Consider the following 13,951-nt stretch of genomic DNA (forward strand, 5'->3'; position numbering starts at 1 on the left):
AAACGACCAATCAATTGATTGGTCGTCGCGTATTTTACGTCAAAACTCCTCAGCTTGTTTTAAGATTTGTTGGATTTCCTCTACTGTTTGGGCATCGCTCAATGCCATCACTTGATCGACATCGGAACAAAAAAAGGCAAGTTCTTGTAAACTTGTTAATTGTTGGTTTTCTCGCATGATCACTGCAAATAAAATCGTTGCGACTTTCTTTTCTTCGTCGATACCAAAGTCAACGCCATCAGGTACTTGGAACAAAAAAATACCTTCTTCAACAATTTGTTCATCTTTTGCTTTTCCATGTGGAAGTGCCACAAAGTTGCCGATATAGACACTTGCTGCTTCTTGGCGAGCAACCATCGCATCGATATATTCCTTTTGGATGACTCCTTTTTCAAGTAGTTGTTCACCAATCTGCTGAATGGCTTCTTTCCAGCTACCAAACTGTTGGTTCAACCAAATATGTTCAGATGAAATCTCAAGCATCAATAGAGCCCCCTTTATTTTTTTATTTCATCGATCAAAATTTTAGATAACAACTGATAGATGATTGCCTCATTTCCTGATCGAAAAATCTCAGTATTCAAATCATTCATGATCAATGCACCACTTATTTTTCCAAGTAATTTTCCAGTAGCTTCGTCAATAGGGGAAGGTGCTAGCATCACTAACATTCTTGATAAATCAACTTTCGTTTTGTCCATTCCCTCGATCTCCAATACTTGCTTCAATTGAAAAATACAGAATAAAGGTTCCGTGATCTCAGAACTAGAGGTATGGAAAAGCCCCATGTTGGTATGAGGTAACCCGATCGGCGCTTGTTGATATCTTTTCATTAAACGCTGATAGACTTTTTCTTTATCTTGGACCACCCCTGTAGGTAAATAGTCGAAAATATCCTTCAACGTAGCTTCTACTGTCGTTGGATTGTCTAATTCTTGAATGAAGAAATACTGGAGTAGCTGATTGATTTTACTCATCATCAACACCGTTTCTTCATAAGTATCTTCGATAACAGAAGGTTGATCAGCTAACCGGATATGCTCCGTTCGATGTGCTGTCAAACGAGCAAATTCTGCTTTTAATTGTTTAATTTCTTCCTCAAGAAGTAATGGTGAAACTAATAGATATTTCCCCTCATAGCCACTTAAGATCGAGGTAGAAATGACGAGATCATACTCTTCTTCTAAATTGATTTTCTTTAAATCAGCAATTCGATAAAAATGGATATGTTGAACAAATGGGAAGTATCTCTTTAGTTTTAACTCAAGCATACTTGTCGAAGCTAAGCCACTAGGTGAAAAACCAGCGATTTTGATCGTGCTGTCCTTTGGTGTTTTTTCTAACGAGTTCGCAAAGTGAAGAACCATATAAGCAATTTCTTCTTCGGATAGTTTCTTTTCTTGAAAAATCTGCTCGATTCCTTGACGGATGGCTTGGGCGATCTCTTGATACTGGACCATGATTTTTTCCAAGATTGGATTAGTCAATTGTTCTTCTTGAAGTACCGCTCGAGAAAATACTCCTGATAAATGGGTCAACAACATTTTGTAGAGTGTTTCATCTTGGTAGAATGGATTATTTGTTGCTTCACTGACTACTTGGATCAATTGTTTCACAAGATAAGCGAGTTGCGTATCAAATGTTTCTTCAAAGAAATCCTGATCAAAGGAATTCGAGAAATCATTTAATAGACTAGCAAAAAAGACGATTTCATTGACTGGATAAAGTTGTTGCGTTTCCTTAGCGATTTTAGAAAATAAAGCTTTGGCGATACGTAATAACTCTTTATTCACTAGTCCAGTGTAGGTTTCATTCGTCAGCACTTGATTTTTTTTGACACGGTCGATCGTAATGCTGAGTATCAAAACTAAATGTTCCAGTTTCCGGTCACTTAATTCTTTCTTTTGTTGAACCAATTCTTCTCGTACCACTTGACGCGCCAGTAATAAACTATCTGTCGTGATAAATTGAAAAAAGAAATTCGTTGTCGTATCAAATTCCAGCAAGTGAAAGATTTCATACGCATTGATTTCCAACTCTAAGATATTTGCGATCAGCAATCTTCGGTATTTTTCCGGTCCAGTGATTTCATAACCACGGTTACGAGTGATAGATAGCGGTAGCTGTTTCATACTGGTTTCAAGTTGCTTGATATCAGCATAAAAAGTCGTGTTACTAATCAAATACTTTTCTAAAAAATAACTTAAAGACAATGGTTCTTTCGTGAGTAACAGTTCTAATAAAATCGCATGTTGCCTTTCGATTGTCGATAGTTCCATCTCTTTTTCGTTCAGTAGTTGGCGCAGTTGTGTCATTGTTTCAGGTGTTGCTTCAATCGTAAATGACCCACGGGCTATTTTTTTCAGCGAAGCATTTACTTCCTCGAGCGATCGTTCTAATTGCTCCAACTCGCGGTATACAGTCCGTTTGCTGACCCGTAAAACATTGACCATTTTTTGTATAGAAACAGGTGCTGGACTATTGATGAGTTCTGTCAATAATTCTTTTTCCCTTGGTGACAAATACATCTTAGTCCACTTCCTTTACTAAGGATAAATAAGTTTTGGTACTGACAAAATGATCAATGATCAACAAATGCTCCACTTGTTGTTGCAGTTGATACGCCTTTGCCATACTTTCATTCGCAAGATATACCACTTCTTTTTCAGGTACTAGGTCTTCGACGGCTGCTTTTTCTACAGATAGACCAACCTGATATTCCTTGGCTAGCTTCATTAAAATCGTCATCCCCATCGTTTGTGAACCTCGTCGATTTCCTTGGTATAAAAACACAACTCTGGTTCTAGGTTGTTCAACTTCTTGTTGTTTTTTGATCTGAGGTTCAATGTTTATTTCATGAAGTTGCTGCTTGATCAATGGTAGATACGACTCAACTTCTAAAAAATGATCGACAGCAATGATCTGACTTTCTTTGGCTTTTTCTTGCGCCAAAGATTGAAAGGCGCTTTGTACGATCACCAATTGTTTCTTGTGATTCGGCAGATCGTAAATCGATGTATAGCTTATAGGTATATCTATCCCTTGCGCATGCAGTTTTTTCTTCAAAATGGCTGCGCCCATTGCACTAGAACCCATCCCGGCATCGCAAGCAAAGATGATTTGGTTGACCGCTTCATGATTCATCAGTTGGCTCCTTTCTTGGAGGATCGATTCCACAGGTTTCGTTTTTTTCAATAACAGTATGGCACAAACAAATGTAGCAAGCGCACTGAGAATAATACCTAAAATGACACCTGCTAATTGTGAGGGTGGTGTATTCCCTAAAATAATCACCAATGAACCTGGTGAAACCGGAGCATTCAACCCACTAGCAAATAGTTGGAACACAAACGTTCCAGTCGCTCCCCCAACCATGACTGCAAAAAAAAGCGCAGGTTGCATCAAAACAAAAGGAAAATAGATCTCATGGATCCCTCCCACTGCTTGGATCATCAATGCTCCACCTGCTTTGACACTTTTTTCTCGATCACCAGCAAATAAAAATGCACTCAAAATCCCTATTCCTGGCCCAGGATTGGCTTCCATTAAAAATAAGATCGAATGCCCCGTATGTTGTGCCATCTCCATTCCTAAAGGTGTCAAGATGCCGTGATTGATGACATTATTCAAAAATAAGACCTTTAACGGTTCCAGCACTAAACTGACTACTGGTAACAAATGTTGTTCAATGAGCCAATAAACAAAGCGTCCAACATAAGATAAACTACCTTCAACAAGTGGTTGGATGACCAGTATACCTAACAAACAGACAAAGCCACCGATTAGACCGATCATCAAATTATTCAGCAACATCTCATAGCCAGGCTTGATTTTCGGCGCCAACCAACGATCCGTCCAGTGAAAAAGACCACCTGTAATCAAACCGATAACCATCGCGCCAAATAGTTGTGGAAGATCAGAAACTACTATCATACCGATGACAGCAATCCCACCTGCTACAGCTGCTTTTTGATCAAAAATCTTTGCTCCAGAGTAACTGATCAAAATAGGCAATAACAGATAAATCAGCCAATCACTGACATGTGCAAGCGTTTGATGCAAATCACCTGATACGATATTTGATACAATCGATAACAAACCCCAAGCAATAAAAATACTTAGATTTGGCATGATCATTTGTTTGAAATAATGTAGTAATTGACGAAACCAGGTTAATTTCGCCACTGCATCAGCAGGAAGCGCATTCAAATTCTCCCCCACGTTGATCACCTGCCCTTTCTACTTAAGCAGACTGCGCTTATGCTTTTTTTCAGATAGCTCTATTCTAACAGTTTCCGTTATCTATTTTCCACAAAAAAAATTGGGCAAGTAACCGCAGTTACTTCCCAATTTTTTAAAATAACGCTTCTAACAAAATATCTTATATCAAAACAGTCATCGTTGCGGCAGCTAAGATAAGGACCAAGCCAATGATCGTGACCGTCATTTCTTTTTTCGTTTTCTTTTGTCCTAAGAACCAGATACCAGTCAAGGTTGCTAGAACAACAGAAGTTTGCGATAAGATGAAGCCCGTTGCCAAACCATTCATATTTGGTTGTGCAGAAATCAAATAGGTCAATGCAGCAAAGGCAAAAAAGAAGCCAGAAAAAATTTGTTTATAAGAAACAACTTCCGTAAATGCTGATTTTTCATGCCCTTTCATACTTAATACAGCGGTGTAGATGATCGCCACTAAGACCATCCCCATTGCTTGTGGCAAGAAAGCGTGCATTCCGTCGATGGTTGTTGCTTGAGGTGCTGCGGAATATGCCCAATACCCAATTTCTCCGACTGCTAATAATAAAACCGCTTTTTTCAGTAGACTGCTATTTTCTTTGGTTTTTTTCTCAGTCCAAACAGTCATCCATGCGCCTAAAATAATCAAGATCAATGCTAATCCACCAAGAATCTTCGCTGTCGTTCCTGGCCAATTGCCTAGCGCAAAAACACCCCATAATGAAGCCCCAAGTAATTGAAAAGCTGTGGTGATAGGCATTGCACGTGACGAGCCAATCAGTGTGAAAGATTGAAAAGTAATGATTTGAGCAGTCGCCCAGCCCACACCGGAAAGAATAGAAAAGACAAGATCCATTCCAGATGGCAGTGCTATGCCATTGATCAGGGCAAAAATAAGTGCGAATATCAAAGTTCCTATTGTTGATCCTAAAATCTGGTTCACAGGACGTCCACCGATCTTCGAAGCAATCGTTGGATAAAGTCCCCAACCTAGTAATGGTCCTAATCCGATCAATAATGCTGTTGCATTCATTTATTACATCTCCTTTTTTAGAATACGACGCCACTTTCTAACAAGATATTCGCATAAGGAGTCATCTCACCTGTACGAATAAATGCGTGACAATTGTTTAACTCAGTTTTCATTTCACTATGCGGAATAAACGTGATCGGTGTCTCCGGCATTTCTTTTTGGATTTCTAAAAGAATGTCAGGATTCTCTTTTTTGATTTCCTCTGCTAGATAAATACGTTGCACCTCTAATTCTGACAACACATTGCGTAAAACTTCCATAAAGCTAGGAACCCCTTGCGTGACTGCTAAATCGATTTTTTCAGTGGTCATAGGTACAGGCATTCCTGCATCTCCAATACTCAATTTATCAAAATGTCCCATTTGTGCTATCACTCGTGAGATATCAGAATTGATTACTTTCGTTTTTTTCATTATTTGTTCATCCTTTCCTCAATCAGATTAATTCATGTTTATACGGAATAGAAGGCTGTGCACCAAAACGTTGAACAGTCACAGAAGAGGCTTTATTGCCATAACGGATCGCTTCTTCTAGGTTGCTGAAGTCTTTGGCTAATACACTGCTCATCGCACCAATAAAGGTATCGCCAGCAGCCGTTGTATCCACTGCATGCACTTTAAAAGCTGGTACGATCCCACTAGCTCCGTCAGCAATATCATAATAAGCGCCTTTACTTCCGATCGTGATGATCACCGCTTCAATACCTAATCCATGAAAGACTTGTGCCGCCTCTTTTAGACTTTTTTCATCGGTAATAGTAATGCTTGTTAAGATCTCCGTTTCTGTTTCATTTGGAATGATCATATCCGTTACTGCTAATAACTCGTCAGGAACATTTTCTAGCGCCGGTGCCGGATTCAAGATCGTTTTCACGCCAGCTTCTCGAGCGATTTGGAATGCTTCGATCGTTGGTTCTATAGCGCTTTCAAACTGAGCAATAATAAAATCACTTTTTTGGATGATTGTTTTATTTTCTTGTACTTGTGCTACGGTAAACGCATTGTTTGCACCAGCATGGATCATGATACTATTTTCACCTTGGTCATCAACAATGATATACGCTTGTCCAGTCGCTTGATTTTCTAATGTCGCTACACCAGATAAATCAATTTCTTCTTGTTCAAGTAATTCTGTCATTGTTTTTCCTGCTTCGTCTTTACCCACTCCACCAATAAAGTAAGTTTTTGCCTCCGAACGTCTAGCAGCAACCGCTTGGTTGGCTCCTTTTCCTCCACCAGCTGAAAAAGTTTCTTTCGTATGGATCGTTTCTCCAGGTTTTGGCATATAAGTCACACGGATGGTTCGATCTAAATTGATGCTTCCGATAACTGTAACAGTATTCATCGTTTCCCCTCTCCTTTAACAAGAAAATCATTTTAACGTTCTATTAAAACGTTTTAACTCTACGAGAAGAATATAACATATTTTGTAAGTGATTTCAACAAGCAACTTTTCATCGATAAAACTAACTGTAATTGGTACCTTCTTTGTTCTTATATCACTGAGGTCGGGACAGAAGTGTTCAGCCTCGAGAAATAAGGCGCCATCCATGAAAATTGTTTTTCAAATTTTTGTGGATGGCGCCTTATTTCCGATGAGGTTACTTCTGTTCCCGCCGTTTATTCGGTTTTAGGTGGTACAAGAGGACTAATGTCCCAGACACAAAAAAAAGCGCCAACCAAAAATAGCAAGTCCATTTTCGGTTGGTACGCTTTATTGTTATCGCTGAACCTAGCAACGACAGTTTTATCTTATTATTTTTTTCCTGGCTCAGAAGCGATGATCGAAAGTTCTCCTTGAACTTTCCACTCCGTGATATCGCTTGGTAAGATCGCACTTGTTCCTTTTTCTAGTGAGTAGGTTTGGTTATCTATCACCAATTCTCCCGCACCATCAATAACTGTCATCAATGTATACGGTGCTTGTTTTTTAAAGGATGTGATTCCTTTGATGTCCCATTCGTAGACGTTGAAAAATTCTGTTTCTACGTAAGTGACGATCGAAGAGTTCCCTTGACGGATCTCTTTGATCTGTAATTCAGGAGCTTTTGCTGGTACTGTTGTTACGTCGACTGATTGTTGGATGTGTAATTCCCGAGTGTTTCCTTGGTCGTCTTTGCGATCATAATCATAAACACGATAAGTTGTGTCTGAACTTTGTTGTGTTTCTAAAATCATGATCCCTTTACCGATTGCATGGATCGTTCCACTTGGTACGTAGAAAAAATCACCTTTTTTGACAGGAACTTTTTTCAATAAGTCATCCCAGCGACTATCTTGGATCATTTCGGCTAACTCTTCACGTGTTTTTGCATGATGACCATAGATGATCTCTGCACCTGGTTCGGCATCAATGATGTACCAGCACTCTGTTTTTCCTAGCTCTCCTTCATGTGCCATGCCATAAGCATCATCTGGATGAACTTGGACAGATAGATCATCTTCTGCATCTAAGATTTTGATCAATAGCGGAAAAACTGGTTCTGTTGGATGGCCGAATAATTCCTTATGTTCTTTCCATAGATCATCTAGTTTCCAGCCTTTGAATGGGCCATTTTCAACGACACTAACGCCATGAGGATGCGCACTGATCGCCCAATCTTCCCCAATTTTATCATTTGGGATATCAAAGCCAAAAACACTACGTAAGCGACTGCCTCCCCAGATTTTTTCTTGAAAAACAGGTTTTAAAAATAATGGTTCTTGCATACGTCAAACTCCTCTCGATTTTCAATTGCTATTATAGCATTATTTTCAGTGTAACGCTTTCTCTTGTAAATAAATTTCAATGATTTCATCCCGACATTTTAGATATTCTTCACGATGATCGTTTGGATGCAGGCGATTGGATAGAAAGATGAACGCTTCTTGATCGATTGGGTCGATCAATAGAAATGTCCCTGTATAGCCTGTATGGAATAGTAATGGGTGCCCATCCTTTTTATCTTGTTTTAAATCCCATCCGAGTGAGCGACCACCTTTACCAGTTGGCGTATGATCAGCCAATAAGGAACGGATGGTTGCCTCTTCCAAAAAATGACCAGAATCTAACTTTCCGTATTGCAGATACATCCGGACAAACTTCTCACAATCTGCAAGATCAATAAATAGACCAGCATTACCTGCATGTTCTGCTAACACTCGTGCTTTTGGATCATGGGTCAAGCCATGGATCACCTCACCAGAAGGGAGTTGTTCAGTCGGAACGATCCGTTCTGAAGGATATGGTAAGAACAAGCTATTCATCATTCCTAACGGTGCTAGTACTTGCTCTTCAAAAAGCTCGACCGCCTCTTCCTGGAAAATCTCCTCTAACATCAATCCTAAAAGAATCGTGCCTGCATCCGTATAGCGAACTTCGATTCCTAATTGATCGCCTGGTTGAAGTTTCAAATAAGCTTCAATCAATTCTGTTTGTGATAGATGATCTCGATCAGGAATAAATGTCTGGATGTCTGAGGTATGTGTCAATAAGTGGCGAATCGTGATCGTTTGATTCTCAAAAGTCGGCAAGTACGTATGCAAAGGTTCATCTAATTCAACTTTCCCGTCTTCGATCAATCGCAAGACAAGGCTTGTCGTTGCAATCACTTTTGTCAGGGAGGCTACATCAAAGAGCAAATCTTCGGTCATTGGTCTGATTATCGGAATGATCTGCGCATCACCTGCGATCACTTTTTCAATTTGATCCCCTTTCATAAAAGCAGCGACGACCCCTGGATAATATCCCTCATTCATTTTTTTTAGTATATATTCTTTCGTTTTAGCGTACATAGTTTCTCCTTATTCATCTATGGATATGCTTGTTTTCTTCCCAAGCATAATTCTTTCTTCCATAAGAATCAATTGTTTTTCTCATTTATCCCAGTATTTAGTGGCTGACATAAAAAAGCAGGAAACTTTCAGCATCAGCTGAATTTTTCCTGCTTTTTCCAACGGTCGAGTAATCGACTGATCCTAGCCACTGTTCATTGGATAACATTAGTTGCTTTTGTTTCGTCCACGAACCACCATTCGATGCCAATTGCATCATACAAAGTCAAAACTTTTTGTTTTTTGTCAATGTAAAAATCGATCGTTTCTGTGTTCAAATGTGCAATCAGACGTTGCATACTCTCTGGGTCAACAACAAATTTCAAAAAGTCTAATCCTAAGATTTCATCAGTCGGTAAGGCAATCACTGGACTCTCAGCTTGAGTCAGTCCTACATGAAAATCACCTTTATTCAAGATAAATTCTTTTTCTTCCTCTTTATGCACAGTCAGACCTAAAAGCTCTGATAAAAATTCTCGTTCCTTTTCCATATCTAGTACATTTAGGTGGACTTTTTGGAAATAAGTACCAGCAGATAATTTCTTAAAGCGTTCATTTGATTGTCTTAATAGTGCTTCTTGGTCTAATTGTTCCGCCGCTTGTTCTTGTGAAGTATGAGTCTCTTCATGATAGATCTCTAACATATTGCCTTCAGGATCTTTCAATAAAATACCGATTCTGCCATCACTTTCCAGTGCTTCTTCGATCGTTTGATTCGTTTGGCGAATGCGATACAGCACATCTGCCATTTCTTCTAATGTTGGAATGATCAAAGAAAAACGATTGAGCTTTTTGATTTCCCCAAAGTGATCATTTGCTCGTGGACTTTCCTCTAATAATAACATCTCGCTGTCATTTTCTACTGTACCGAAAATCGCTAATTCATTTTCTTCTCTCTTTAAATCGAAACCGATCGTGTCTCTATAAAACTCGATCATTTTATCACGGTCTTTTACACGTATCGCAATACTTTTCAAATAAGTAGTAGACCCCAAATCAAAAACTTTCATAATTTCTTGCTCCCCTCTACGTTAAGCTTTATTTTAACGATGCTTCTCTTTTCTTTCAAGCAATATCTTATTTTTTGTTGAATTAATTCTTAGATTGTCTTATTTTTTAGCTAATTATCAGAATGGGAAGGGAAAATCATTCTATATGTAAGAAAAGCGGCGAATCTTTGATAAAACTTTTTTATTTTTTTAAACGCCGCTTTCCCATAATCCTATAAAGATTATTATAACTTATTTTATCTTATTATGAAGCTTCTTCTGTAAACTGACTATTATACAGATCAGCATAGAACCCATCTTTTTCCATGAGCGTATCATGGTTTCCTGTTTCAACGATCGATCCTTGGTTCATCACGATAATATTATCCGCATCACGAATCGTTGATAAGCGATGCGCAACTACAAAACTTGTACGATTTTTCAATAAACGGTTCATCGCTTTTTGAATCAAAATCTCCGTACGAGTATCGACACTTGAGGTTGCTTCATCCAAGATCAAGACATCTGGATTTGCTAAGAATGCTCGGGCAATTGTAATCAATTGACGTTGACCTTGTGAGATATTGCTTGCATCTTCATTTAAGATCGTATCATAACCGTCAGGTAATTTGCGGACAAATTCATCGACATGGGCAGCTTTCGCAGCTTCGATCACTTGTTCATCCGTTGCATCATCATTTCCATACTTGATATTGTCATAGATCGTTCCAGTAAATAACCATGTATCTTGGAGTACCATTGAAAATTGCGCACGTAATACATCACGAGAAACATCTCTCGTATCGACACCGTCATACCGAATGCTTCCGCCTGAAACATCATAAAAACGTTCCAATAGATTGATCAAAGTCGTTTTACCAGCCCCAGTCGGACCGACAATAGCGACCATTTCACCTGGCTTCACATCCAAATTGAAATCTTTCATCAATAAATGATTTGGCGTATAACCAAACTGCACATTTTCAAAACGAACTTTGTACGGTGTATTTTCTTCGACTGGTAAACCAGATTTTTCATTGGTCATCTCTTCTTCGTCTAAGACTTCAAAGACACGTTCAGCCGAAGCGACTGTTGATTGGATCGTATTCATCAAGCTTGCCAATTGTGTGATTGGTTGAGAAAATTGCGTCGTATATTGTAAGAATGCTTGCACATCCCCTAATGCCATATTCCCATTGGCTACTTTGATCCCACCAAGTACAGCCACAAAGACGTACCCTAGATTTTTGACGAAGTTCATCAATGGCATGATGATTGCAGAAATAAACTGCGCTTTCCAACCAGAGGCATATAAATTTTGGTTTTCAATCTCAAAAACTGCTTGGTCTTTTGCTGTATGGTTGAACGTTTGGACGATCGTATGTCCAGCATAGGTTTCTTCGACTTGGTTGTTCAATAATCCTAAACTCTTTTGTTGATCCGCAAAGAAAACTTGTGATTTCGGTGCAACGATCATCACGATGATCAAGCTCAATGGAATCATCAACAACGCCACTAATGTCAGTTGCCAGCTGATGGATAGCATCATGACGATGACCCCGATCAGTGTGACCGCACTTGTGACAAATTGAGTCAAGTTTTGTTGTAACGTGCTGGCGATATTATCCATGTCGTTGATTGCTCGAGACATGATATCCCCATTCGTATGTGTATCATAATAAGAGATCGGCACACGATTCATTTTTGTCTCTAAATCATGTCTTAACTCATATACCGTACGTTGCGACACGCGAGTCATAATGAACTGTTGCAAGAAGTTGAACACGGCAGAAATCAAGTACATAACAATCACTGTCGCAATGATTTGACCAATTTTGTCAAAATCGATTGGGAATTTAGTGACTTGTTGCCCTTCTTGCATTTGTCTTGCGCCAAGCATCACACCGTTAAAAATTTCTGTGGTTGCTTTCCCTAATACTTTTGGTGTCTGGATTTGGAAGACGACAGCTGCAATCGCTAAGACAAATACAGCAATGATCGCTACTAAACGCTTAGACATATAGCCGAATAACCGACGAACAGTGCCCCAAAAGTTTTTTGGTTTTTCTCCTTTAGCACCAATGTTACGTCCTGGTCCCCCACCCATTGGTCCTTGAGGAGATCGATTGTTTCCTTTACTCATGCTAAATCCTCCTCTCTCAATTGTGAGTTGACGATTTCTTTGTATGTTTCATTTGTTGCTAGTAATTCTTTATGCGTTCCTTTTCCAACAAGTTTTCCTTCATCTAATACTAAGATCGTATCTGCATCCATGACGGTACTTACTCGTTGCGCCACTAAAACGGTGATACTTTCTGTCATATTTTCTTTTAGTGCTTGACGGAGTTTCGCATCTGTTTTGAAGTCTAGTGCTGAGAATGAATCATCAAAGACATAGATGTCGGCTTCTTTTACTAAGGCACGCGCAATAGCTAATCGCTGTCTTTGTCCACCAGAGAAATTTCCGCCACCTTGTTCGACATGACTATCTAAACCATCTTCCATTTCAGAAACAAAGTCTTTTGCTTGGGCGATCTCTAATGCTTTCCAAATCATCTCATCTGTTGCGTCTTCTTTCCCATATTGCATATTCTCACGAATCGTTCCAGAAAAAAGGACAGCTTTTTGGGGAACAAATCCCATCAATTCACGCAAGTTATATTGCGTCATATCAGTGATGCTCGTTCCATTGATCGCGATCTCGCCCGATTCAATATCATACAAACGTGGGATCAGATTCACTAAAGTCGTTTTTCCTGAGCCAGTACCACCAATGATAGCTACGATATCGCCGGATGAAGCTTCAAAGTTGATATCTTCCAACGCTAGTTTTTCTGCACCGTGGTAACGGTAATTCACCTGTTTGAATGACAAACTTGCGTCTTTTCCAGCTAAAGCAACCGTTTCTGGTTGTTCTGGGTCAACGATACCTGCGTCTTCTTCAAGTACTTCATTGATCCGATCAGCCGAAGCTTGGGCACGAGGAACCATGATAAAGATCGCTGATAACATCATGAAACTAATCAAAATTTGCATCGCATAAGTCATGAAAGCAATCAGATTTCCGACCTCTAAGGTCATATCCGCTATGTAGTGCCCACCAAACCATGTGATCGCTACGTTCGTCCCACTCATGATCAACGTCATCATTGGCATCATCAATGCAACGATCGTGTTGACTTTGATTGCCGTATTTGTATAATCCTTATTCGCTAAATCAAAACGATTTTCCTCAAAACGTGTTTTGTCAAACGCTCTGATGACACGTACACCGGTTAATCCTTCACGAAAAACAAGGTTTAAGCGGTCCGTTTTCTTTTGCATACTCTTGAATAGCGGAACAGCAAAATACATGATACCACCGATCAAAATGATCATGACAGGAATCACGACTAAGAAAATCCTTGTCAGTTGATGGTCCTTTTGATAAGCAAGGATACTTGCCCCAACAAGAGTGATCGGCGCATTGATCATCATCCGTAAAAACATTTGCATCACCAATTGGATCTGCGTCACATCATTCGTTGTACGAGTGATCAATGAAGCTGTTCCGTACTTGTCGAATTTGTCTTTCGTCAAATTTTCGGCTTTTTGATAGACTTCTGTTCGTAATTGTTTTCCTAACTTTTGAGATTCTCGTGTAGCAAAAAACGTATTGGCAATGGCGGCTAAAATACTGATCAAAGAAAATCCGATCATGACAAATCCCGTCTGCCAAATATAGTCGACGTCACCTTTTGCTACGCCTTTGTCAATAATATTAGATGTTAACGTTGGCAAATAAAGATCTGCTAACACTTGAATAATCATAAAAACCGTTGCAGCGATTGCTGAGGTCAATGAAATTCGTTTGACAATTTTTAGCATTCGTTCCCCTTCTT

The 13,951-nt window shown here is 39.3% G+C and carries 11 protein-coding genes; all 11 read right to left on the minus strand.

Annotation, left to right across the window (positions count from 1 at the left end; all coding sequences use genetic code 11):
* Positions 1 to 39 precede the first annotated feature (39 nt).
* The 11 genes from IGJ19_RS11765 to IGJ19_RS11815 all read right to left on the minus strand — a co-directional run bounded on the left by IGJ19_RS11765 (position 40) and on the right by IGJ19_RS11815 (position 13,937).
* Positions 40 to 483: a PTS sugar transporter subunit IIA gene (locus IGJ19_RS11765; RefSeq protein ID WP_086335133.1), complete on the minus strand. Its 444-nt coding sequence runs from the start codon at positions 481 to 483 to the stop codon at positions 40 to 42.
* Positions 484 to 497: 14 nt separating this feature from the next.
* Positions 498 to 2,528, minus strand: a complete 2,031-nt coding sequence (locus IGJ19_RS11770) for a BglG family transcription antiterminator (RefSeq protein ID WP_115358233.1) — start codon at positions 2,526 to 2,528, stop codon at positions 498 to 500.
* Between the two features lies 1 nt (position 2,529).
* Complete coding sequence (locus IGJ19_RS11775; protein ID WP_338134662.1) at positions 2,530 to 4,137, minus strand: PTS transporter subunit EIIC; 1,608 nt, start codon at positions 4,135 to 4,137, stop codon at positions 2,530 to 2,532.
* Positions 4,138 to 4,381: 244 nt separating this feature from the next.
* Positions 4,382 to 5,269 (minus strand): ribose/proton symporter RbsU, encoded by an 888-nt coding sequence (gene rbsU, locus IGJ19_RS11780; RefSeq protein WP_010736651.1) that lies wholly within the window; start codon positions 5,267 to 5,269, stop codon positions 4,382 to 4,384.
* A 17-nt stretch (positions 5,270 to 5,286) separates the two neighbouring features.
* A complete protein-coding gene (gene rbsD / locus IGJ19_RS11785) occupies positions 5,287 to 5,682 on the minus strand; it encodes a D-ribose pyranase (RefSeq protein ID WP_010736652.1) in 396 nt (131 codons plus the stop codon).
* A gap of 22 nt (positions 5,683 to 5,704) precedes the next feature.
* A complete protein-coding gene (gene rbsK / locus IGJ19_RS11790; RefSeq protein WP_142433733.1) occupies positions 5,705 to 6,613 on the minus strand; it encodes a ribokinase in 909 nt (302 codons plus the stop codon).
* Positions 6,614 to 7,023: 410 nt separating this feature from the next.
* The gene (gene manA / locus IGJ19_RS11795; protein WP_142433735.1) at positions 7,024 to 7,977 is read right to left on the minus strand and encodes a mannose-6-phosphate isomerase, class I; all 954 of its coding nucleotides are present in this window, start codon (positions 7,975 to 7,977) and stop codon (positions 7,024 to 7,026) included.
* A gap of 45 nt (positions 7,978 to 8,022) precedes the next feature.
* Positions 8,023 to 9,042 carry a serine hydrolase domain-containing protein gene (locus IGJ19_RS11800; protein ID WP_430604113.1) on the minus strand — a complete coding sequence of 340 codons (1,020 nt, stop codon included), beginning with the start codon at positions 9,040 to 9,042 and terminating at the stop codon, positions 8,023 to 8,025.
* 194 nt (positions 9,043 to 9,236) lie between these two features.
* The gene (locus IGJ19_RS11805; RefSeq protein WP_019724004.1) at positions 9,237 to 10,091 is read right to left on the minus strand and encodes a VOC family protein; all 855 of its coding nucleotides are present in this window, start codon (positions 10,089 to 10,091) and stop codon (positions 9,237 to 9,239) included.
* Between the two features lie 244 nt (positions 10,092 to 10,335).
* Positions 10,336 to 12,213: an ABC transporter ATP-binding protein gene (locus tag IGJ19_RS11810; RefSeq protein WP_071867851.1), complete on the minus strand. Its 1,878-nt coding sequence runs from the start codon at positions 12,211 to 12,213 to the stop codon at positions 10,336 to 10,338.
* Entirely contained in the window at positions 12,210 to 13,937 is a 1,728-nt protein-coding gene (locus tag IGJ19_RS11815) for an ABC transporter ATP-binding protein (protein WP_071867850.1), read from the minus strand. The genes IGJ19_RS11810 and IGJ19_RS11815 overlap by 4 nt, the downstream gene beginning before the upstream one ends.
* Between the last annotated feature and the right edge of the window lie 14 nt (positions 13,938 to 13,951).

The sequence above is a fragment of the Enterococcus sp. DIV1368b genome (assembly GCF_050529595.1).
Classification (GTDB): domain Bacteria; phylum Bacillota; class Bacilli; order Lactobacillales; family Enterococcaceae; genus Enterococcus_B; species Enterococcus_B mundtii.